At 69.5% G+C, this 22,130-nt stretch carries 18 protein-coding genes and 2 tRNA genes; 6 read left to right on the top strand and 14 right to left on the bottom strand.

What is annotated here, in order from left to right:
* The first annotated feature begins 303 nt into the window (after positions 1–303).
* The gene (gene mmuM / locus GPY60_RS02445) at positions 304–1,212 is read left to right on the top strand and encodes a homocysteine S-methyltransferase (RefSeq protein WP_156685970.1); all 909 of its coding nucleotides are present in this window, start codon (positions 304–306) and stop codon (positions 1,210–1,212) included.
* Positions 1,213–1,232: 20 nt separating this feature from the next.
* On the opposite strand, the gene clpP2 is transcribed toward mmuM, so the two are convergent.
* The 4 genes from clpP2 to GPY60_RS02425 all read right to left on the bottom strand — a co-directional run bounded on the left by clpP2 (position 1,233) and on the right by GPY60_RS02425 (position 4,165).
* Positions 1,233–1,877 (bottom strand): ATP-dependent CLP protease proteolytic subunit ClpP2, encoded by a 645-nt coding sequence (gene clpP2 / locus GPY60_RS02440; protein WP_156685969.1) that lies wholly within the window; start codon positions 1,875–1,877, stop codon positions 1,233–1,235.
* Complete coding sequence (locus tag GPY60_RS02435; RefSeq protein ID WP_156686032.1) at positions 1,874–2,464, bottom strand: ATP-dependent Clp protease proteolytic subunit; 591 nt, start codon at positions 2,462–2,464, stop codon at positions 1,874–1,876. Before GPY60_RS02435 ends, clpP2 begins: the two co-directional genes overlap by 4 nt.
* Before the next feature lie 125 nt (positions 2,465–2,589).
* Positions 2,590–4,035 carry a trigger factor gene (tig, locus tag GPY60_RS02430; protein WP_156685968.1) on the bottom strand — a complete coding sequence of 482 codons (1,446 nt, stop codon included), beginning with the start codon at positions 4,033–4,035 and terminating at the stop codon, positions 2,590–2,592.
* A 53-nt stretch (positions 4,036–4,088) separates the two neighbouring features.
* Positions 4,089–4,165, bottom strand: a tRNA-Pro gene (locus tag GPY60_RS02425).
* A 155-nt stretch (positions 4,166–4,320) separates the two neighbouring features.
* On the opposite strand from GPY60_RS02425, the gene GPY60_RS02420 reads away from it, so the two are divergent.
* Both GPY60_RS02420 and GPY60_RS02415 read left to right on the top strand, forming a co-directional pair.
* Positions 4,321–4,391: transfer RNA gene (locus tag GPY60_RS02420), tRNA-Gly, on the top strand.
* 32 nt (positions 4,392–4,423) lie between these two features.
* Positions 4,424–5,617 (top strand): serine hydrolase domain-containing protein, encoded by a 1,194-nt coding sequence (locus tag GPY60_RS02415; RefSeq protein WP_156685967.1) that lies wholly within the window; start codon positions 4,424–4,426, stop codon positions 5,615–5,617.
* A gap of 422 nt (positions 5,618–6,039) precedes the next feature.
* Here GPY60_RS02415 and GPY60_RS02405 read toward each other — a convergent pair whose 3' ends face one another.
* From GPY60_RS02405 to GPY60_RS02395, 3 genes are all read right to left on the bottom strand, one after another.
* Positions 6,040–6,849 carry an Fpg/Nei family DNA glycosylase gene (locus tag GPY60_RS02405; RefSeq protein ID WP_156685966.1) on the bottom strand — a complete coding sequence of 270 codons (810 nt, stop codon included), beginning with the start codon at positions 6,847–6,849 and terminating at the stop codon, positions 6,040–6,042.
* 3 nt (positions 6,850–6,852) lie between these two features.
* Positions 6,853–7,332 (bottom strand): ribose-5-phosphate isomerase, encoded by a 480-nt coding sequence (locus GPY60_RS02400; RefSeq protein WP_197283510.1) that lies wholly within the window; start codon positions 7,330–7,332, stop codon positions 6,853–6,855.
* 166 nt (positions 7,333–7,498) lie between these two features.
* Positions 7,499–8,122 (bottom strand): mycothiol-dependent nitroreductase Rv2466c family protein, encoded by a 624-nt coding sequence (locus GPY60_RS02395; protein ID WP_156685964.1) that lies wholly within the window; start codon positions 8,120–8,122, stop codon positions 7,499–7,501.
* An 86-nt stretch (positions 8,123–8,208) separates the two neighbouring features.
* Between GPY60_RS02395 and pepN the strand changes: the two genes are divergently transcribed.
* Positions 8,209–10,797, top strand: coding sequence for an aminopeptidase N (pepN, locus tag GPY60_RS02390; RefSeq protein WP_156685963.1), 2,589 nt, complete (start codon positions 8,209–8,211; stop codon positions 10,795–10,797).
* Positions 10,798–10,898: 101 nt separating this feature from the next.
* Here the strand turns inward: pepN and GPY60_RS02385 are convergent, their stop codons facing one another.
* The 3 genes from GPY60_RS02385 to GPY60_RS02375 form a co-directional block, all read right to left on the bottom strand.
* Positions 10,899–11,366, bottom strand: a complete 468-nt coding sequence (locus GPY60_RS02385) for a DUF5130 domain-containing protein (RefSeq protein WP_156685962.1) — start codon at positions 11,364–11,366, stop codon at positions 10,899–10,901.
* A complete protein-coding gene (gene ctaJ, locus GPY60_RS02380; protein WP_156686030.1) occupies positions 11,353–11,571 on the bottom strand; it encodes an aa3-type cytochrome oxidase subunit CtaJ in 219 nt (72 codons plus the stop codon). The genes GPY60_RS02385 and ctaJ overlap by 14 nt, the downstream gene beginning before the upstream one ends.
* A 65-nt stretch (positions 11,572–11,636) precedes the next feature.
* Positions 11,637–12,284, bottom strand: coding sequence for an HNH endonuclease (locus GPY60_RS02375; protein ID WP_156685961.1), 648 nt, complete (start codon positions 12,282–12,284; stop codon positions 11,637–11,639).
* A gap of 133 nt (positions 12,285–12,417) precedes the next feature.
* On the opposite strand from GPY60_RS02375, the gene GPY60_RS02370 reads away from it, so the two are divergent.
* Together GPY60_RS02370 and GPY60_RS02365 are read left to right on the top strand one after the other, a co-directional pair.
* The gene (locus GPY60_RS02370) at positions 12,418–12,807 is read left to right on the top strand and encodes a globin (RefSeq protein ID WP_156685960.1); all 390 of its coding nucleotides are present in this window, start codon (positions 12,418–12,420) and stop codon (positions 12,805–12,807) included.
* Between the two features lie 24 nt (positions 12,808–12,831).
* Positions 12,832–14,445 carry a glycoside hydrolase family 13 protein gene (locus GPY60_RS02365; protein WP_156685959.1) on the top strand — a complete coding sequence of 538 codons (1,614 nt, stop codon included), beginning with the start codon at positions 12,832–12,834 and terminating at the stop codon, positions 14,443–14,445.
* A 3-nt stretch (positions 14,446–14,448) separates the two neighbouring features.
* Here GPY60_RS02365 and GPY60_RS02360 read toward each other — a convergent pair whose 3' ends face one another.
* From GPY60_RS02360 to ettA, 4 genes are all read right to left on the bottom strand, one after another.
* Positions 14,449–15,108 (bottom strand): hypothetical protein, encoded by a 660-nt coding sequence (locus GPY60_RS02360; RefSeq protein WP_156685958.1) that lies wholly within the window; start codon positions 15,106–15,108, stop codon positions 14,449–14,451.
* A complete protein-coding gene (locus GPY60_RS02355; RefSeq protein WP_156685957.1) occupies positions 15,096–15,509 on the bottom strand; it encodes an acyl-CoA thioesterase in 414 nt (137 codons plus the stop codon). Before GPY60_RS02355 ends, GPY60_RS02360 begins: the two co-directional genes overlap by 13 nt.
* The gene (locus tag GPY60_RS02350) at positions 15,506–20,353 is read right to left on the bottom strand and encodes an NAD-glutamate dehydrogenase (protein WP_156685956.1); all 4,848 of its coding nucleotides are present in this window, start codon (positions 20,351–20,353) and stop codon (positions 15,506–15,508) included. Before GPY60_RS02350 ends, GPY60_RS02355 begins: the two co-directional genes overlap by 4 nt.
* A gap of 76 nt (positions 20,354–20,429) precedes the next feature.
* The gene (ettA, locus tag GPY60_RS02345) at positions 20,430–22,106 is read right to left on the bottom strand and encodes an energy-dependent translational throttle protein EttA (protein ID WP_156685955.1); all 1,677 of its coding nucleotides are present in this window, start codon (positions 22,104–22,106) and stop codon (positions 20,430–20,432) included.
* Positions 22,107–22,130: the final 24 nt, after the last annotated feature.

Raw genomic sequence — 22,130 nt, 5'->3', positions numbered from 1 at the left:
GGCCTACTTCCTGTTCGCCGTTCGTCGTGCTGATCCCCGCATGTATCCCCCGACGCTACCCGCTGGATCGGGCCGGACGCGACCATTAACACCGAATCGCGCCGTTGATATTCACTGCTGGTCGCGGGACTTCATGCCTCTTCCGTGTGAAACATATAGCCATACGGCGCCCGGCACTCGCGTTCGACGCGCATTGCGTGTCTCTGGCGTGTCGCGGTCGTTACCCGACCGAGGCCGGTGCGCCCCTCGAATCCCGGCCGCAAGGCCCCGGGCCGGCACCCTCAATCACCCTACAGTGGCGGCATGAGGTCGGCTTTCCCCGAAGATTCGGTGGTCGTCAGCGACGGCGGGCTGGCCAGCGAGCTGGAGGCCCGCGGCCACGACCTTTCCGACCCGCTGTGGTCGGCGAGGCTCCTCGTGGACGCGCCGCGGGAGATCGTCGCGGTGCATGCCGCGTACTTCCGCGCGGGGGCCGCGATCGCCACGACGGCGAGCTACCAGGCCTCGTTCGACGGTTTCGCCGCCCGCGGAATCGACCGGACCGGAGCCGCCACGCTGCTGCGCCGCAGCGTCGAGCTGGCGAAGACGGCGCGCGAGGAGGTGGGTGGGGCGGGCCTGAGCGTCGCCGCGTCGGTCGGACCGTACGGCGCGGCGCTGGCCGACGGGTCGGAGTACCGCGGGCGCTACGGCCTGTCCGTCGCCGCCCTGGAGTGCTGGCACCGGCCCCGTCTCGAGATCCTGGCCGACGCCGGCGCCGACGTCCTCGCCATCGAGACGGTCCCCGACGTCAACGAGGCCGAGGCGCTCGTCGGCGTGGTCCGCTCGGTGGGCGTGCCGGCGTGGCTGAGCTACACGATCGAGGGAGGCCGTACACGCACCGGGCACGCGCTCGCCGACGCGTTCGCCGTGGCGGCCGGGGTGCCCGAGATCGTCGCCGTCGGGGTCAACTGCTGCGCCCCCGAGGACGTGCTGCCCGCCATCGAGCTCGCAGCGGCCGCCGGGAAGCCGGTGATCGTCTATCCGAACAGCGGTGAGCGCTGGGCTGGGGGCGGCTGGGTCGGCCCGCGGCGGTTCTCCCCCGACCTCGCCGTGCAGTGGGCGGCGGCGGGGGCCCGGATCATCGGCGGGTGCTGCCGGGTGGGACCGGCCGACATCGCGGCGATTCGCCGAGTGTGTAGTGACGGCGAGAAATCAACCGAAAACTCGCACTGAGTGCACTCTCGGCGACGGGGTCACACCGTCTGCGCGGACAGCTTCCGGTATTCGAGGACGGTGTCGATGATCCCGTAGTCCTTGGCGTCCTCGGCGGTCAGGATCTTGTCGCGGTCGGTGTCCTTGCGGATCGTCGCCGCGTCCTTGCCGGTGTGGCGGGCCAGCGTGGTCTCCATCAGCGTGCGCATGCGCTCGATCTCGGCGGCCTGGATCTCCAGGTCGGAGAACTGGCCCTGGATGACGCCCGACAGCGACGGCTGGTGAATGAGCACGCGCGCGTTGGGCAGCGCCATCCGCTTGCCCGGCGTGCCGGCGGCCAGCAGCACGGCCGCCGCCGAGGCGGCCTGGCCGAGGCAGACGGTCTGGATGTCGGCGCGCACGTATTGCATGGTGTCGTAGATCGCCATCAGCGAGGTGAACCCGCCGCCCGGGGAGTTGATGTACATGGTGATGTCGCGGTCGGGGTCCAGCGACTCCAGCACCAGCAGCTGGGCCATGATGTCGTTCGCCGACGCGTCGTCCACCTGCACGCCGAGGAAGATGATGCGCTCCTCGAACAGCTTGTTGTAGGGGTTGGATTCCTTGACGCCGAAGCTGGAGTGCTCGATGAACGACGGCAGGATGTAGCGCGCCTGGGGCTGGAGTCGGGGGTCGAGAGGGTTCACTGTGCTTCTCCGTTGGTGATGGTGGCGGCGCGGGTGATGATGTGGTCGACGAACCCGTATTCCAGGGCCTCCTGGGCGGTGAACCAGCGGTCGCGGTCGGAGTCGGCCTCGATGCGCTCGATCGATTGCCCGGTGAACTCGGCGTTGAGCCGGAACATCTCCTTCTTGATGACGTGGAACTGCTCGGCCTGGATCGCGATGTCGGCCGCGCTGCCGGTGACCCCGCCCAGCGGCTGGTGCATCAGGATGCGGGCGTGCGGCAGCGCGTAGCGCTTCCCCTTGGTGCCCGCCGCCAGGAGGAACTCGCCCATCGAGGCGGCCATGCCCATCGCGTAGGTGGCGATGTCGCACGGCGCCAGCACCATGGTGTCGTAGATCGCCATGCCGGCGCTGATCGAGCCACCCGGCGAATTGATGTAGAGCGAGATGTCCTTATCGGCGTCCTCGGCGGCCAGCAGCAGAATCTGCGCGCACAGCCGATTGGCGACGTCGTCGTTGACCTCCGAACCCAGGAAGATGATGCGCTCGGAGAGCAAGCGCTCATAGACCGAGTCCGTGAGGGTGAGACCCTGCGAGGGCGAACGCATGTCAGTCACGACTGGGTTACCTGCTTTCTCGAGTTCCTATGGTCCGACCCTAGCCAACGGCCGGGGGTTTGGCGGTCCGCGCTCCCCCCGAAACGGCCCCGTTCGCTGAGAGCGTTAGCTGGCCGTCACTCGGCCGCGCCCGATGCCTCTGTCTCTGCGGGAGCCTCTTCGGAGGCGTCCTCGGCCGCTTCGTCCTCGTCTTCGGCGGCCTCGTCATCGGTCTCCTGGGCGGCCTCCTCGTCGATGCCGCCGCGCCTGCCGAAGAACTCGCTCGTGTCGACGGTGTTGCCCTCGGCGTCGGTGACCGTCGCCGATTCGACGGCCGCGGCGATGGCCAGGCCGCGCCGCACGTCGGCGACCATGGCCGGCAACTGGTTGTTCTCCTGCAGATAGCCGAACAGCTGTTGCGGCTCGATCCCGTACTGCCGCGACGTCATCAGCAACCGCTCGGTCAGGTCCTCCTGGCCCACCTGGACCTGCAGCTCGTCGGCCAGCGCGTCGAGAAGCAGCTGCCTGCGGACGTCGGTCTCCGCCGCCTCGCGGGTCTCGGTCTCGAACTCCTCGCGCGACTTGCCCTGCCCGGCGAGCGCCTCTTCCAGCTTGGCCTCGTCGTGGTTCACGCTGTGCAGCGCGTTGTGCAGGGCGCTGTCGACCTGGGCGTCGACGATGGCCTCCGGCAGCGGCACCTCGACCCGCTCGAGCAGGGCATCGATGGTGGCGTCGCGAATCTGCTCGGCCTGCTGGCCGCGCTTGACGCGCGCCACCTGCTCGCGCAGGTTCGACCGCAGCTCGTCGATCGTGTCGAATTCGCTTGCCAGTTGCGCGAACTCGTCGTCGGCTTCCGGCAGTTCGCGCTCCTTGACCGATCGGACCGTGACGGTCACCTGGGCGTCGCGCCCGGCGTGCTCACCGGTCGCCAGCTTCGCGGTGAACTCGCGCGACTCGTCGACGGAGAGCCCGATCAGCGCCTCGTCGAGGCCCTCGATGAGCCGCCCGGAGCCGACCTCGTGGGACAGTCCCTGCGCGGCCGCGCCCGGCACCTCCTCGCCGTCGACGGTGGCCGACAGGTCGATCGAGACGAAGTCGCCGTCGGCCACCGCCCGGTCGACTCCGGTGAGGGTCCCGAACCGCTCGCGCAGGGAGCGCAGCTCGGCCTCGACGTCGTCGTCGCCGACCTCGATCGGGTCGACGGTGACCTTCAGCTCGCTCAGCGGCGGGAAGACGATCTTGGGGCGGACGTCGACCTCGGCGGTGAAGGCCAGTTCCTGCCCGTACTCCTTCTTGGTGACCTCGATGTCGGGCTGGCCGATCGGATGGACCGCCGTTTGGGCCACCGCCTGCCCGTACCGGGCGGGCAGGGCCTCGTTGACGACCTGGTCGAGCATCGCCTCCTTGCCGATGCGGGCCTCCAGCAACTTCGCCGGCGCCTTGCCGGGCCGGAACCCGGGCAGCCGCACCTGCTTGGCCAGCTCCTTGTAGGCGCGCTGGAAATCGGGTTCGAGTTCGGTGAACGGCACCTCCACGTTGATCCGCACCCGGGTGGGGCTCAACTGCTCGACGCTGCTCTTCACGGGTGGCTCCTCGATCGTCGGTTCTCGTGTCTGCGGCGCGGGCCGCGCTGTCCTGGTCGGGGTGACAGGATTTGAACCTGCGGCCTTCCGCTCCCAAAGCGGATGCGCTACCAAGCTGCGCTACACCCCGCACTGACCTCGCGATCCTACGGCGCGCGATCATCGCGTCGGCCACCGGCTTGGCGCCGACGCCGGCCGCTCGTGCCCGCTCACGGGGCGATCACAGGACCGCGTCGATTAGATTTGATCTGAGTCGCCAGCTACAGTCACGCTCGACTAATACATGCGGGCGTAGCTCAATGGTAGAGCCCTAGTCTTCCAAACTAGCTACGCGGGTTCGATTCCCGTCGCCCGCTCGCGCTACGTGTCTGCTCGATAGAAAGGCGCCATGAGCGACGTCCCGATACACGGCTCATGCGCGTCCGACTTCGCCGGGGTGCGCGAGGCTTTCGCCCGCAATTTCGAGCTGCGCCGCGAGGTCGGCGCCGCCGTGGCGGTGTGGGTGGACGGGTCCCTGGTGGTCAATCTGTGGGGCGGCTCGGCCGACGCGGCCGGGCGGCGGCCGTGGCGCCAGGACACGCTCACCACCGTCCTGTCGGGCAGCAAGGCCCTGACGGCCACCTGCATCCACCAACTGGCCGACCGCGGCGAGCTCGACCTGCACGCGCCGGTGGCCCGCTACTGGCCCGAGTTCGGTCAGGCGGGCAAGGACGCGATCACGCTGGCCATGGTGATGGGCCACCGCTCGGGCGTGATCGGGCCGCGAACGCGGCTGCGCTGGGAGGACGTCGCCGACTGGGACTTCGTCTGCGAACGGCTGGCCGCCGCCGAACCGTGGTGGGAGCCCGGCACCGCCCAGGGCTATCACATGACGACGTTCGGGTTCATCCTCGGCGAGGTGTTCCGCCGCGTCACGGGCCGGACGATCGGCCACTACCTGCGCACCGAGATCGCCGAACCGATCGGCGCCGACGTTCACATCGGGCTGTCCGCCGCCGAACAGCGCCGCTGCGCCGACCGGGTCAACAAGCCGCACGCGCGCGACCTCCTCGCCGAAGCGCAGGCGCCCGACTACCCGACCAGCCTGGCCGAACACCCCAAGGCGGCGCTGTCGATCTCGATGGGCTTCGCCGGCGACGACGAGCTCAGCTCGCACGACCTGGAGCTGTGGCGCCGGCTCGAGTTCCCCGGCACCAACGCCCAGGTCTCCGCGCTCGGACTGGCGACGTTCTACAACGCCCTGGCGCAGGAGAAGCTGCTCAGCCGCGAGCACATGGACCTGGTCCGCGTTTCCCAGGGCGGATTCGAACCCGACCTGGTCCTGGGTCCCCGGGTCGCCGACCACGGCTGGGGCCTCGGCTACATGCTCAACCAGCGCTGCGTCAACGGCCCGAACCCGCGGATCTTCGGCCACGGCGGCCTGGGCGGCTCGTTCGGGTTCGTCGACCTCGAGCACCGCATCGCCTACGCCTACGTGATGAACCGCTTCGACGCCACCAAGGCCAACGCCGACCCGCGCAGCGTCGCGCTCAGCAGCGAGGTGTACGCGGCGCTCGGCGTGCCCCTCGACTCCCAGAACTGATCCGCGCCCTGCCGTGAGGCCGGCAGGGCGCGGTTGTTCGGATGGATAGCGACGACGGGCGGGGCCTACCTGGGTCCTGGTCCCCCCGGGCCGGGACCCCCTGGTCCGCCGGGTCCGGGTCCGGGTCCGCCCGGTCCGGGGCCACCCGGTCCGCCCGGTCCCCCGGGACCCCCGGGCCCACCGGGGCCTCCCGGTCCACCGTGGCAATGGAACATGTCCCAGTTGTTGCCCCAACCGGGCTCCCAGAAGTCACCGGGACACCACCTGGGGAAGGGTCCCGGCTGCGCCTGCGCCTGCGCTGCGGCACCCAGGCCGGCCGTTCCCAGACCGATCATCATTGCGAAACCCGTTGCAATCATTCGCTTTTTCACGGACCAAGTTCTAGCCGGGGAATCTGAAGCGAGGCTGAAGCGTGAGGCGGCTCACGTCTGGCAGGTCGGGCACCAGAACACGTTGCGGCCCTCCAGCACCGCCGTGCGGATCGGCGTCCCGCACACCCGGCACGGCTCGCCGGCGCGCCGGTACACGTACGTTCGGGGCCGCCCCGGCCGGTACGAGGGCGGACCGTGGTCGTGCTCGGGTCGCACCACGATGATCTTGCCGCGGCGCAGGCCCACCTTCATCAACGCCACCAGGTCGTCCCACGCCGCGTCGAACTCCGCCCCGGTCACGCTCAGTCCGGGGCGGTACGGGTCGATGCCGTGGCGGAAGAGCAACTCGCTGCGGTAGACGTTGCCGACGCCGGCCATGACCGTCTGGTCCATCAGAAGGGCACCAATGGGCCTGCGCGACTTCGCAATCCGCTTCCACGCCCAGGCCGGATCAGCGTCGGCGCGCAGCGGGTCGGGACCCAGCCGGGCCAGGACGTCACTGACGCCGCCCTCGTCGATCACCTCGCACACCGTCGGGCCGCGCAGGTCGGCGCCGTACTCGGCGCCCACCAGCCGCATCCGGACCTGCCCGACCGGCTCCGGTATCAGGCCGTAGTCCGGGAGCTTCCACTCCGTGAAGGCGCCGTAGAGGCCGAGATGCACGTGGACGATCGGACCGCCCCGAAAAGGCTCGTAGTGGTGGAACAGGTGCTTACCCCAGGCGCTGGTGCGCAGCAGCACCCGGCCGTCCACCGCGGAACTGCTGAACCGGCCCTGCGGGCTGGACACTGCGACCGGGGCGCCAGCGAACCGGCGTCGGTGCAGCCGGGCCAGCCGGTGCAGCGTGTGCCCTTCGGGCATCCCCTAGGCCGGGGCGCCGGGCACCGGCGGCGCCTGGTGCGTGCGTTCGTATTCGGCGAGGATGTCGATACGCCGTTGGTGGCGTTCGGCTTTCGACCACGGCGTGGAAAGGAACGCGTCGACGAACGACAGCGCCTCCTCGACGGTGTGCATGCGACCGCCGATGCCGATCAACTGCGCGTTGTTGTGCTCGCGGGCCAGCGTCGCCGTCTCGACGCTCCACGCCAAGGCGCAGCGGGCGCCCGGAACCTTGTTCGCCGCGATCTGCTCGCCGTTGCCCGATCCGCCCAGCACGATGCCCAGGCTGTCCGGGTCCGCCACCGTGCGCGTCGCGGCGGCGATGCAGAACGCCGGGTAGTCGTCCTCGGCGTCGTACGCGAACGCGCCGCAATCGATGGGCTCGTGCCCGGTCCGCTTCAGGTGCTCGATGATCTGCTGCTTGAGCTCGAATCCGGCGTGGTCGGAACCCAGGTAGACGCGCATGCCCGACATCTTTGCATGCGGGCGTGGAGTGACGGCGCCGAGCGTGAAACGGTGGACGCGACACGCCGGGTGCGGCCGCCGCCAGTTCACATTGAAAGCCGTGATTTCACACTGAATTCGCCCGCGGGGCCGTTCGGCGTTTACGAGATGCACCGCGCCCGAGGAGTCAGTCGAACTGCGGCGGCTCCGTGCGGGTGCGCTTGAGCTCGAAGAAGTGCGGGTAGGAGGCGAATGCCACCGACGCGTCCCACAGCTTGCCCGCGTCCTCGCCCCGCGGGATCTTCGAGAGCACGGGCCCGAAGAACGCCACCCCGTTGACGTGGATGGTCGGGGTGCCGACGTCGTCGCCGACCGCGTCCATCCCGGCGTGGTGGCTCTTGCGCAGCGCGTCGTCGTAGGCCTCGCTCTTCGCCGCCTCGGCCAGCTCGGCGGGCAGGCCGGCGTCGGCGAGCGACAGCTTGATGACCTCCTCGAGGTTCTTGTTGTCCTCGTTGTGGATCCGGGTGCCCATCGCGGTGTACAGCGGGTCCAGGACCTTCTCGCCGTGCGCCTGCTCGGCAGCGATCGCCACCCGCACCGGGCCCCAGGCGTGCTTCATCATCTCGCGGTACTTGTCGGGCAGGCCCTCGCGGTTCTCGTTGAGGATCGCCAGGCTCATCACGTGAAAGTGCACCTCGATGTCGCGCACCTTCTCGACCTCGAGAATCCAGCGCGAGGTGATCCAGCACCACGGACACAGCGGGTCGAACCAGAAGTCGGCTCGGTTTTTCTCGGCGGTCTGCTCGGGCATAGCGCGATCCTCTCGTCGGTCGGGACACCGTCCAACACAACCGTAGGCGCCGCGCCGGTGTTCCCGCCGCGACGTAAGTTGGACGCGTGGCTCTTCCAAACCTCACGCGGGACCAGGCCGTCGAACGCGCCGCCCTGATCACCGTCGCCGGCTACCGGATCGACCTCGACGTCACCGACGGTGCCGGCGCCCCCGGCGAGCGCACATTCCGCTCGAAGACCACGGTCACGTTTGAGGCGCTCCCCGGCGCCGGCGCGGTCATCGACATCGCCGCCGACCGAATTCGCGGCGCGTCGCTGAACGGTCGCGAACTCGACGTGTCCGGCTACGACGAGTCGGTCGGCATCCCACTGGCCGGCCTCGAGGCGCACAACGTCGTCGTCGTCGACGCCGACTGCCTCTACTCCAACACCGGCGAGGGCTTGCACCGGTTCGTCGACCCCGTGGACGGCGAGACCTACCTGTACTCGCAGTTCGAAACCGCGGACGCCAAGCGGATGTTCGCCTGCTTCGACCAGCCCGACCTCAAGGCCACGTTCGACGTCACGGTGACCGCGCCCGCGCACTGGAAGGTGGTGTCGAACGGCGCGACGAGTGACGTCGACGACGTCGGAAAAAGCAGGGTGCACACGTTCGCCACCACCCCGCGGATGAGCACCTACCTGGTGGCCCTGATCGCCGGCCCGTACGCCGAGTGGACCGACACCTATGCCGACGAACACGGCGAGATCCCGCTCGGCATCTACTGCCGGGCGTCGCTGGCGCCGTTCATGGACGCCGACCGCTTGTTCACCCAGACCAAGCAGGGATTTGCGTTCTACCACAAGAACTTTGGGATGCCCTACGCGTTCGGCAAGTACGACCAGCTGTTCGTGCCCGAGTTCAACGCCGGCGCAATGGAGAACGCCGGCGCCGTGACGTTCCTCGAGGACTACGTGTTCCGCAGCAAAGTCACCCGCGCGTCCTACGAGCGGCGCGCCGAGACGGTGCTGCACGAGATGGCGCACATGTGGTTCGGCGACCTGGTCACCATGCGGTGGTGGGACGACCTGTGGCTCAACGAGTCGTTCGCGACGTTCGCCTCCGTGCTCTGTCAGGCCGAGGCCACCGAATTCACCGAGGCGTGGACGACGTTCGCGACGGTCGAGAAGTCGTGGGCCTACCGCCAGGACCAGCTGCCGTCGACGCACCCGATCGCGGCCGACATCCCGGACCTGGCCGCGGTCGAGGTCAACTTCGACGGCATCACCTACGCCAAGGGCGCATCGGTGCTCAAGCAGCTGGTGGCCTACGTCGGGCTCGAGCACTTCCTGGCGGGGTTGCGCGACTACTTCCGCGCCCACGCCTTCGACAACGCCACGTTCGCCGACCTGGTCGCCGCATTGGAGAAGGCGTCCGGCCGGGACCTGTCCGATTGGGGACGGCAGTGGCTGAAGACGACCGGGCTGAACACGCTGCGGGCAGATTTCGACGTCGACTCCGACGGCCGGTTCACGCGGTTCGCCGTGACGCAGGGCGGGGCCGCGCCGGGGGCGGGCGAGACGCGCGTGCACCGGCTGGCGGTCGGCATCTACGACGACTCCGACGGCTCGGGGAAGCTGGTGCGGGTGCACCGCCAGGAGCTCGACGTCGAAGGCCCCGTCACGGAAGTGCCTGAGCTGGTGGGGGTTTCGCGCGGTCAGCTGGTGCTGGTCAACGACGACGACCTCACCTACTGCTCGCTGCGGCTGGACGAGGAGTCACTGCAGACGGCGCTGCGGCGCATCGCCGACATCGCCGAGCCGCTGCCGCGGTCGCTGGTGTGGTCGGCGGCCTGGGAGATGACCCGCGAGGCCGAACTGCGGGCCCGTGACTTCGTGGCGCTGGTGTCGGGTGGGGTGCACGCCGAGACCGAGGTGGGCGTGCTGCAGCGGCTGCTGCTGCAGGCGCAGACCGCGCTCGGCTCCTACGCCGAGCCGGGCTGGGCGCGCGCGCACGGCTGGCCGCAATTTGCTGACCGTGTGCTCGAACTCGCGCGCGGCGGGCAACCCGGGTCCGATCACCAGCTGGCGTTCGTCAACACGCTGTGCTCGTCGGTGCTGTCGACCCGCCACGTCGTGACGCTGGCGGACCTGCTCGATCACGACCCGGCCGACCTCGGCCTGGCCGGGCTCGAGGTCGACACGGACCTGCGCTGGCGGATCGTCACCGCGCTGGCCACCGCCGGCGAGATCGACGCCGACGGGACCGCGACGCCGTTCATCGACGCCGAGGTACAGCGCGACCCCACCGCGGCCGGTAAGCGACACGGCGCCCAGGCCGCGGCGGCCCGGCCGCAGCCGCGGGTGAAGGAGGAGGCCTGGACCACGGTGGTCGAGGACGACACTCTGGCCAACATCACCGCCCGATCGATCATCGCGGGCATCGCGCCTCCCGGCCAGGCCGAACTGCTGCGGCCGTTCACCGCCCGCTACTTCCAGGCGATTCTGGGCGTGTGGGCCCGGCGGTCCAGTGAGGTCGCCCAGACGGTGGTGATCGGCCTGTACCCGCACTGGGACATCACCGAGGAGGGCGTCGCGGCAGCCGACAAGTTCCTGTCGGATCCGGAGATCCCGCCGGCTTTGCGGAGGCTGGTGCTGGAGGGGCAGGCCGGGGTGAAGCGGTCGCTGCGGGCCCGCACGTTCGACGCCGGCTGATCGAGTCTGCAATGGGTGCGGCGAGCCTGCGGTGAGCGCGAGGAATCGCGGAAAAAGGCGCCGTCACCGCGGGCTCGACGCCGAGCGCCCGCTACGAAAACCTACGCCGGTGAGATCGCGGCGCTCATCACGCGCACCGCGCTGACCAGTCCGTCGACCAGGTCACCGCGCTCGAACGACGACTTGGCGGCGGCCACCCCGAGGGGCGCGGCCGACTCGGCGCCGCGGCCCCGGACGGCCGACCCGTAGACCACCTCGATGGCGCGCTGGTTGGGCGAGACGGCGAGCAGGACCGCGTCGTCGGGCGTCGGCACCCTGGCCAGCAGCTCGCGTGCCCGCGCGGCCGTGTCGGCGCCCAGGTCGCCGAGGTAGATCGCGAACCGCGCGCCCGACGCCCGCGAGCCGTACTTCAGCGCGTCGTCGATGGCCACCAGGTCCTTTGTCGGGAACGGGTAGTGCACCGACAGCTCGCCGGGCTCGGTGACCGCCGAGATCCGCCCGCTGCTCGTGATCGCCGCGCCGTATGGCAGTTCGCCGGGCTCGACCGTCGCTACCTCACCACTTGCCACTGGCGCCACCTCCCACAGTGAACCCGTGCCCGCCGTGCGCGTGGCCGACGTGCTCGTCGGTCGCGGCCCACAGGATCGGCGGATGCGTCCATTCCTCGCCCAGCTTGTAGGTCGCGGGGTGCGGCCCCTTGCGGGACCAGATCAGCACCGAAAGCACGACCACCAGCAGCAACGGTATGCCGATGAAGTACAGGTGGATCTCCAGCATGCTCACGACGCAAACCGTATCCCACGGCGTCGGCTACCGACACACGTGGCGCGCGAACCGGGTTACGCCGCGCCCTCTCCCAGGTACCGGGCCCAGGCGGGATCCAGCTCCTTGACCGTGGAGAGCAGCCGCCAGTGCTGCCCCGTCGGCGGCAGCGGCGCCCGGCGCAACGACCACCCGAGTTCGGCGAGCAGTTTGTCACCCTTGCGGTGGTTGCAGGTCGAGCAGCAGGCGACGCAGTTCTCCCAGGAGTGGTCGCCGCCGCGGCTGCGGGGCACCACGTGGTCGACCGTGTCGGCCTTCGCGCCGCAGTACGCGCAGCAGAACCGGTCGCGGTGCATCAGCGCGGCGCGGGTCATCGGGACGCGGGCCCGGTACGGGACCCGCACGTAGGTGCGCAGCTGGATCACCGACGGCACCGCGATCGACCGGGTGGCCGAATGGATCACCGGCCCGGTCGGGTCGTCGTGCACCACGTCGGCCTTGCCGCAGATCACCATCACGATCGCCCGCCGCATCGGCAACGCGGTCAGCGGCTCGTAGGTCGAGTTGAGCAGCAGCACCCGACGGCGGCTCCAGATCGACGCTGTGTCGTGACGGTTGGGGGGATGGGTCTCGAGGCTGTGCAGGGACGACGCGGTCGGGGGCCCGGTTAACCCTGCCGCGGCACCGGAACTGCGGTGGTTGCGGCGTCTCTTGCCCTGCGCCATAGATCCTCCGCGGATAGTCCACCATGATTCGCCGTCAAACGCACCCTCATTGCAGCTGCGTGCCGTGTCCTGAGGGTGAACAGACGGGTACGGGCGCGGCCGGCCACCGCGCCGATGCACCACAATGGAGGGGATGGATCAGCAGACCTTTTACGACGCCGTCGGCGGCGCCGAGACCTTCACCGCGATCGTGGCGCGGTTCTACGCGCAGGTCGCCGAGGACGAGATCCTGCGTCCGCTGTACCCCGAGGAGGACCTCTCGGGCGCCGAGGAACGGCTGCGCATGTTCCTCGAGCAGTACTGGGGCGGGCCGCGGACGTATTCCGAGCGGCGCGGACACCCGCGGCTGCGGATGCGGCACATGCCGTTTCGGATCACCCCGCTCGAGCGGGACGCCTGGCTGCGGTGCATGCACACCGCCGTCGCCTGCATCGACTCGGACACCCTCGACGACGCGCACCGCCGCGAGTTGCTCGATTACCTTGAGATGGCCGCACATTCACTGGTCAATGCGTCCTTGTAGCGCCAATCAACCGAACGGAGCAGCATGAGCCCCGAGCCGAGTGAGATGGGCCCCGGCTCTCCTCGCGCAAGCGCTCGTCGACCGGAGCCATGGTGGTCGAGCGCGGTCTTCTACCAGGTCTATCCGCGGTCGTTCGCCGACAGCAACGGCGACGGGGTCGGTGACATAGACGGGCTGACGGCGCATCTCGATCACCTCGTGAACCTCGGCGTCGACGCGATCTGGCTCAGTCCGGTCACCGTCTCGCCGATGGCGGACCACGGCTACGACGTCGCCGACCCGCGTGACATCGACCCGCTGTTCGGCGGGATGGCCGCGATCGAACGGCTGATCGCGGCCGCGCACGAGCGGGGAATCAAGATCACCATGGACGTGGTGCCCAACCACACCAGTTCGGCGCATCCGTGGTTCCAGGCGGCGCTGGCCGCGGGCCCGGGCAGCGACGCCCGCGGGCGTTACCACTTCCGCGACGGCCGCGGCCCCGACGGGGCGCTGCCGCCGAACAACTGGACGTCGGTGTTCGGCGGGTCCGCCTGGACCCGGGTGCTCGAGCCGGACGGCAACCCCGGCCAGTGGTACCTCCACCTCTTCGACGCCGAGCAGCCGGATCTGAACTGGGATAACCCAGAAGTGTTCGACGACTTCGAGAAGACGCTGCGCTTCTGGCTGGAGCGCGGCGTCGACGGCTTCCGCATCGACGTGGCGCACGGCATGGCCAAGCCGCCCGGGCTCCCCGACGCGAAGGACGACGTCAAGGTGTTGTCCCACAGCGACGACGATCCGCGGTTCAACAATCCGAGCGTGCATGACATCCACCGCGGCATCCGCACGGTCGTCGACGAATACGCCGGGGCGGTGACGATCGGCGAGGTGTGGGTCCTAGATAACCGCCTCTGGGCGGAATATCTGCGGCCCGACGAGCTGCACCTCGGGTTCAACTTCCGGCTGACCAAGATCGACTTCGACGCCACCCAGATTCACGACGCGATCCAGAACTCCCTCGCGGCCACCGCGCTCGAGAACGCCACGCCGACGTGGACGCTGTCCAACCACGACGTCGGCCGGGAGGTCACCCGCTACGGCGGCGGCGAGATCGGGCTGCGCCGGGCGCACGCGATGGCGATGGTGATGCTCGCCCTGCCCGGCGCGGTGTTCATCTACAACGGGGAGGAGCTGGGCCTGCCCGACGTCGACCTGCCCGACGAGGTCCTGCAGGACCCCACGTGGGAACGCTCGGGACACACCGAACGCGGCCGCGACAGGTGCCGGGTGCCGATCCCGTGGTCGGGCGAGAAGCCGCCGTTCGGGTTCTCCGACAACCCCGACACGTGGCTGCCCATGCCGGCCGAATGGGCGGCGCTGACCGTCGAGAAGCAGCGCGCCGACGCCGACTCGACGCTGTCGTTCTTCCGGCGCATCATCGAAACCCGGGAGATGCGAAGCGAATTCGCGGGTGACGTCGAGTGGTTGGCGACGCCGCCCGACGCGCTGGCGTTCCGCAGGCGCGGCGGTGGCCTGGTGTGCGCACTGAACGCCGGGACCGAGCCCATCGCGCTGCCGCCGGGGCAGCCGATCCTGGCCAGCGCGCCGCTCGTCGACGGCGAATTGCCGCCCGATGCGGCCGCGTGGCTGGTGTAGCCCTCAGCGCAGCACCAGCGCCGGGTCGCCGCGCCGGCGGTATACCGAGCCGAACCGCGCGTCCAGGCGCAACCACGTCGGCAGCACCCGGACCCGGATCAGGTCGCCGGTGCCGTCGGCCGGGAGGAAACCCATTGCCGTCAGGGCGAATACGCACCGCATCGGCAGCCCCACCGTCTCGCCGGCGGAGCTCACCCGAATGACCTCCTGATCCAGCAGCGAGGCGGGCGGGCCGTGAGAGCTGCTGTGCTCCTTGGCAAGTCGGGTACCCCGCTGCGCCAGGTCGGCCATCACCTCGGCGGGCACGTCGTCCAGGTGAACGAAACCCGATTCCGGGGGCAGCACGCCGCGCCACGCGGAATCCATCGCAAACCCCAGATCGACGTAGCCGGCCTCGTCCATCGCGGCCAGGCCGCGCCCCAGCGCGTCGGCGGCCACCGACGTGTCGCCGGGCCGCAACGAACCGGCGACCACCCGGCTGGCCAGCGCGTCGAATCCCGTTGCCACCCAGGCGGTGACGAGCTCGTCGGAGCGGGCACGGAGGCGGACCACGGCGGCGTCGTCGAGCCGCAGCGCGCGGTCGACGAACGCCGCGAGGTCGGCGCGGTGGGCGGCCCGCGATTCCGGGCCCAGCCACAACCCGCGCTCGCCTACCGGAGCCACCGTTGCAGATATTCCCGGTGGACGGGCGAAAGCCGCACCAGCCGTTGCTCTTCGATGTGGACGGCGGCCAGTTGTGACTCCGCGATGACGGCGGGCTTCGATTGCGGATCGGCGTTGATCGAACGCACCTCGTAGCCCAGGGTGAAGTCGACCGCGCGCAGCCGCTTGGTCCAGATGGTCACCTGCAGCGGCGAATCGGCAAGGCGCAGTTGGTCTTTGTACGTGACGCGGACGTCGGCGATCAGCAGGCCGATGGTGGTGATGTCGGCGGCGAACGGTTCGGAGAGGAACGGCACCCGCGCCTCTTCGAGGATGGTGACCATGGTGGCGTGGTTGACGTGCTGGTACATGTCGATGTCCGACCAGCGCACGGGCACGGACGCGACGAAGCCGGTGCTCAACTCGACGATCCCCGTCCGCTGGTGCGGGTCATGCGGCGGATCTGCCGGGCGGCCACCGACAGCGTCGCGAGGTCCTTCTCGCCGCTCTCCTGGATCTCCATCAGGGTGCGGCGGGCGCGTTCCACCCGGGAGGCCGACAGGTGCTCCCACTCGGCGATCTTCTCCTCGCCGCTCTCGTCGGGCTCCCCCACCGCGAGCACGTCGAAGCACAGCGACCGCAGCGAGGCGTAGATGTCGTCACGAATCGCTAACCGCGCCAACGAATGCCAGCGATCGTTGCGCGGGAGCTCGGAGACCGCCGTCAGCAGGCTGTCGGTGCCGAGCCGGTCCATCAGCGCGAAATAGGTGTCCGCCACCTCGGCCGCGTCGATCTCGGTGATGTCGCCGACGTCGATGATGTCGAGCAGGCTGAAGCGGTACAGGCCCGCGGCGACCCGGTAGGCCAGGTCCGCGGGCGCCCCCTGCTCGACGAACTCGGCGGCCTCCTTCTCGACGATGGCCTTGTCGTCGCCGCGCAGCCACTCCGACATGCGGGGCGTCAGGTGCCTGACCTTGGCGGCGAACCGGTTGATCTCGGCGCCGACGGCCAGCGGCTGCGGGCGGTAGTTCAGCAGCCAGCGCCCGGCGCGGTCGATCAGCCGCCGGGTGTCCAGCGTGAGCCGGTCCGACAGCGCGACCGGGAGGTTCGCCGCGCGGATGCGCCGCCAGATGTGGCCCACCCCGAAGATCGCATCGGTGGCGACGTAGGTGCGCACCGCGTCGACGGGGTTCACGCCGACGTCCTCGGCGACGCGGAACGCGTAGCTGATGCCCGCGGTGTCCACGAGGTCGTTGATCAGCATCGTGGTGACGATCTCGCGGCGCAGTTGGTGCGTGCGGATCTCGGGGGTGAACCGCTCCCGCAGCGGTGTCGGGAAGTACAGGGGCAGCCGGGAGGCGAACACGTCCTGTTCGGGCAGCTCGGTGCGCAGCATCTCCTCCTTGAGGCCGAGCTTGACGTGCGCCATCAGCGTCGAGAGCTCGGGCGAGGTGAGGCCGATGCCCGCCTCGGAGCGCCGGTGGATCTCCTTCTCCGACGGCAACGCCTCGAGTTCGCGGTTCAGCCCGCGCTCGTCGACCAGGTACTGGATCTGGCGGGCGTGCACCGGAAGCATGCTGGCGGCGTTGGCGCGGCTGGTGCCGATCAGGTCGTTCTGGTCCTCGTTGTCGGTGAGCACCAGCGTGGCGACCTCGTCGGTCATCGACTCGAGCAGGTCCTTGCGCTCCTCGGGCCGGACCTTGCCGGCGCTGACCAGCCTGTCGATGAGGATCTTGATGTTCACCTCGTGGTCGGAACAGTCGACGCCGGCCGAGTTGTCCATCGCGTCGGTGTTGATCCGCCCGCCCGACAGGTCGAACTCGACGCGGCCCAGGGCCGTCACGCCGAGGTTGCCGCCCTCGCCGATCACCTTGGCGCGCACCTGGTGTGCGTTGACGCGCACGGGGTCGTTGGCGCGGTCGCCGACGTCGGCGTCGGATTCCGATTCGGCCTTGATGTAGGTGCCGATGCCGCCGTTGAACAGCAGGTCGACGGGCGCCTGCAGGATCGCCTTGATCAGGGCGGGCGGCGACATGTCGCCGACGTCCGCGTCGATGCCCAGGGCGTCGCGCACCTGCGGGCTGATCGGGATGGCCTTGTGTTCGCGGCTGTAGACGCCGCCACCCTCGCTGATCAGCGACTTGTCGTAGTCGTCCCAGCTGGACCGCGGCAGGTCGAACATGCGCCGGCGTTCCGCCCACGACGTGGCCGCGTCGGGGTCGGGGTCGAGGAAGATGTGCCGGTGGTCGAAGGCGGCGATCAGCCGGATGTGTTTGGAGAGCAGCATGCCGTTGCCGAACACGTCCCCGCTCATGTCGCCGACGCCCACGACGGTGAAGTCCTCGGTCTGGGTGTCGACGCCCATCTCCTTGAAGTGGCGCTTGACGGCCTCCCACGCGCCCTTGGCCGTGATCCCCATCGCCTTGTGGTCGTAACCCACCGAACCGCCGGACGCGAACGCGTCGCCCAGCCAGAACCCGTAGGACTTGGCGACGTCGTTGGCGATGTCGGAGAACGTGGCGGTGCCCTTGTCGGCGGCCACGACCAGGTACGCGTCGTCGCCGTCGCGCCGCACCACCTCGGGCGGGGGGCTGACCTTCCCGGTCACGTGGTCGACGTTGTCGGTGACGTCGAGCAATCCGGAAATGAAGAGCTGGTAGCAGGCGACGCCCTCGGTGCGGATGGCGTCGCGGTCGGCGGCGGCGTCGCCGGTGGCCATGGGCGGCCGCTTCACGACGAATCCGCCCTTGGCGCCGACGGGCACGATGACGGCGTTCTTCACCGCCTGCGCCTTGACCAGTCCCAGGATTTCGGTGCGGAAGTCGTCGCGGCGGTCCGACCAGCGCAGGCCGCCGCGCGCGACCGGGCCGAACCGCAGGTGCACGCCCTCCACCCGCGGGGAGTAGACGAAGATCTCGAACTTGGGCCGCGGCAGCGGAAGCTCGTCGATCAGCTGGGCGTCCAGCTTGATCGCCAGCACGTCGCGGCTGCGCGCCGAACCCTCGCGCGTCACAAAGTAATTCGTGCGCAGCGTGGCCTGCACCAGGGAGGCGAACGCGCGCAGGATGCGGTCGGTGTCGAGGCTTACCAACGCGTCGATGTCGGCCGCGACCCGCGCGGCGGCCGCCTGGGCGTTCCGGCTGGCCTGCGAGCGGTCGGGCCCGGGATCAAAGAGCGCCTCGAACAGCGTGACCAGTGACCGTGCGGTCGAGGGGTGTTCGTTGAGCACCGACTCGATGTAGGACTGGCTGTACGGAAAGCCGGCTTGCCGAAGGTATTTCGCGTAGGCGCGCAGCAGGACCACCTGCTGCCAGGTCAGCCGCGCGCGCATGACCAGCTCGTTGAACCGGTCGACCTCGACGCGGCCCTGCCAGATCGCAGTCACCGCCTCGGCGAATCGCTGCGCGGTGGCCTCGCGCTCGTCGGTCGTCGCCGCGGCCGGAATGGTCGGGTGCGGTTGGATCTTGAACTGGTAGATCCACACCGGCAGCCCGTCGGGCCGCGTCACCGTGAACGGTCGCTCCTCGAGCACCACGACGCCCATGCTCTGCAGCATGGGCAGCAGCTGGCTCAGCGAGGCGGTTCGCCCGCCGAGGAACCAGGTCAGCTGCGCGGCGCCCTCACCACCGCGGTCGGCGAACACCAGCTTGACCGAATCGTCTTGCAGCCCTTCGATGATCGCGATGTGGTCGATGGCCTCGTCGGGGGTGACGGCCTGCTTGTAGACCTCGGAGAAGGCGCCGGCGTAGTGCTCGGCCTCGGCGTGGGACACCGCGCCTTTCGAAAGGTGGGCGGCGGCGCTGATGAGCCGGTCGGTCCAGGTGCGCGCGGCCTCGGTCAGCAGCCCCTGGATGCGGGCGCGGTTCTCCTCCGAGACGTCGACGGGCGCCGCGTCTTCCGGCAGCCGGACCATGAAATGCATGAGGGCCCAGGGCGATTCGGTGACGCGGGCGGTGAATTCCAGCCGGGTGCCGCCGAATTCGCGGACGAGGATGTCCTCGATCTGCAGCCGCACCTGGGTGGTGTAGCGGTCGCGGGGCAGGTAGACGAGGCAGGACACGAAGTACTGCAGCCGGTCGGCGCGCAGGAATAGCAGCGCGCGCCGCTGGGACCCCAGGTCCACGACGGCCTTGGCCATCGCCAGGAGCCGTTCGGCGCTGAGCGTGAACAGCTCCGAGCGCGGAACGGTCTGGATGACGTCGAGCAGCAGCTGGCCGGGGTGAATGGGGTCGCTGTCGGCCATCGCGAGCGCCTCGCGCACCCGCCGCGAGATCATCGGGATCTCGAGGACGTCGGCGTTCATCGCCGCGACCGTGAACAGGCCGACGAACCGGTGCTCGACCACGCCGCCGTCACCCTCGTTCTCCCGGACGGCGATCGCGTACGGGTAGGCGCCGTAGCGCAGGTAGCTGCCCACCACCGACTGGGCCAGCACCAACAGCCGGTCGTCGTCGGTCAACCGGGGACGCGAGCCGGTGCGGGTGCGCAGCACCCCCAGGCCGGGGGAACCGTCACCGGACACGACGCCGCCGTGCACAACGCACCGCTGGTAGCCCAGCAGCAGGAAGTTTCCGTCGGCCAGCCAGCGCAGCAGCGCGGCGACGTCGTCACGGTCGGGCGCCGCGAAGCGATCGCCGTCGTTCGCGTCGACCTCGGTGGCGAGGTCGCAGAGGGAGGAGATCAGCGCCGAGGCGTCGCTGGCGACCTGTTGCACGTCGGCCAGCACCTTGGGCAGCAGGCGTTCGATTTCCGTCAGCCCTTTGCCGTCGACCGAGGGCGACAGCTGCACGTGGATCCACGCCTCGCCCGCGTACTGCGACGCGCCCGACGGCTTGGGCTCGACGCTGACCAGCTCACCGGTCTCGCCGCGGTGCACCTCGAACACCGGGGTCATGATGGCCGTGTAGGGGACGCCGAGCCGGTGCAGCAGCACGGTGACCGAGTCCATCAGCATGCCGCCGTGCTCGGTGACGACCTGCAGGGCCGGCCCGAAGCCGGCGGGATCGTCAGCGGGATAGACGGCGACGCGGCTCTCGCCTCCCGGCCGGTGCTCGCCGAGCAGGTAGTGGGCGCTCAGCATGCCGGGGCTGACGATCGCGGTGGGGACGGTCAGGTCGATCGGCCCGGTGGCAGCCCCGGGTTCGTTGGTGTGCGGGCCGCGGTAGCTCTCGACGTAGGCGTTGACGATCCAGTCGGGAATGTCCTGCTGCCGGATGAAGGCGGTCCACGGCTTGAGATCCTGTCTAGCCCCCGGATCGATCGTCATGCCGATGCTCCCAACTCACGACGGTGCCACGCTGCTCAGTCGGCCACTCCCTTCGCCGGGCGCGGCACAGCTGACCTTAGTCGCGCGTCAGCTTGCGGTGGGTCACTCGGTGCGGACGGGCGGCTTCCGCTCCGAGCCGTTCGACCTTGTTCTCCTCGTACGCCCCGAAGTTGCCCTCGAACCAGAACCACTTGGCCTCGTTGTCCTCGTCGCCCTCCCACGCCAGGATGTGCGTGCACGTGCGGTCGAGGAACCAGCGGTCGTGCGAGATGACCACCGCGCAGCCCGGGAAGTTCACCAGCGCGTTCTCCAGCGAGCTCAGGGTTTCGACGTCGAGGTCGTTGGTCGGCTCGTCGAGCAGGATGAGGTTTCCGCCCTGCTTGAGGGTGAGCGCCAGGTTCAGCCGGTTGCGCTCGCCACCCGACAGCACGCCCGCCGGCTTCTGCTGGTCGGGGCCCTTGAACCCGAACGCCGAGACGTAGGCGCGGGACGGCACCTCGGTGTGGCCCACCTCGATGTAGTCCAGCCCGTCCGAGACGACCTCCCACACGGTCTTCTTGGGGTCGATGCCGGCACGGGCCTGGTCGACGTAGCTGAGCTTCACGGTCTCCCCGACCTTGACCGTGCCGCTGTCCGGCTGCTCGAGCCCGACGATCGTCTTGAACAGCGTCGTCTTGCCGACCCCGTTGGGGCCGATGACACCGACGATGCCGTTGCGCGGCAGGGTGAACGACAGGTCCTTGATCAGGGTGCGCCCGCCGAACCCCTTGTCCAGGTGTTCGACCTCGACCACCACGTTGCCCAGCCGCGGGCCGACCGGGATCTGGATCTCCTCAAAGTCGAGCTTGCGCGTCTTCTCCGCCTCGGCGACCATCTCCTCGTAGCGCTGCAGGCGCGCCTTGCTCTTGGCCTGGCGCGCCTTGGCCCCCGACCGGACCCAGGCCAATTCCTCGGTCAGCCGCTTCTGCAGCTTGGCGTCCTTGCGGCCCTGCACCGACAGCCGCTCGGCCTTCTTCTCCAGATAGGTCGAGTAGTTGCCCTCGTAGGGATACGCCCGGCCGCGGTCCAGTTCGAGGATCCACTGGGCGACGTTGTCCAGGAAGTACCGGTCGTGGGTGACCGCCAGCACCGCGCCCGCGTAGGCGGCCAGGTGCTGCTCGAGCCACTGCACGCTCTCGGCATCCAGGTGGTTGGTCGGCTCGTCGAGCAGCAGAAGGTCGGGCTTGGAGAGCAGCAGCTTGCACAGCGCGACGCGGCGGCGCTCACCACCGGACAGGTTCTTCACGGGCTCGTCCGGCGGCGGGCAGCGCAGCGCGTCCATGGCCTGCTCGAGCTGCGAGTCGAGGTCCCACGCGTCGGCGTGGTCGAGGTCCTCCTGGAGCCGGCCCATCTCCTCCATCAGCTCGTCGGAGTAGTCGGTGGCCATCAGCTCGGCGACCTCGTTGAACCGGTCGAGCTTGACCTTGATCTCGCCCAGCCCCTCTTCGACGTTGCCGCGGACGGTCTTCTCCTCGTTGAGCGGGGGCTCCTGCTGGAGGATGCCGACCGTCGCGCCCGTCGCCAGGAACGCCTCGCCGTTGTTCGGCTTGTCCAGACCGGCCATGATCCGCAAGACGCTCGACTTGCCGGCGCCGTTGGGGCCGACGACACCGATCTTGGCTCCCGGATAGAAACTCAACGTGACGTCGTCCAGGATCACCTTGTCGCCGTGCGCCTTGCGGACCTTCTTCATCGTGTAGATGAACTCAGCCATGCCGCGGTATCGCCTTTCTGGTCA

This window comes from Mycobacterium sp. Marseille-P9652 (genome assembly GCF_902652685.1).
GTDB lineage: Bacteria > Actinomycetota > Actinomycetes > Mycobacteriales > Mycobacteriaceae > Mycobacterium.
The sequence above is the reverse complement of the archived record's forward strand: the minus strand, read 5'-3'. Positions and strand labels throughout refer to the sequence as shown.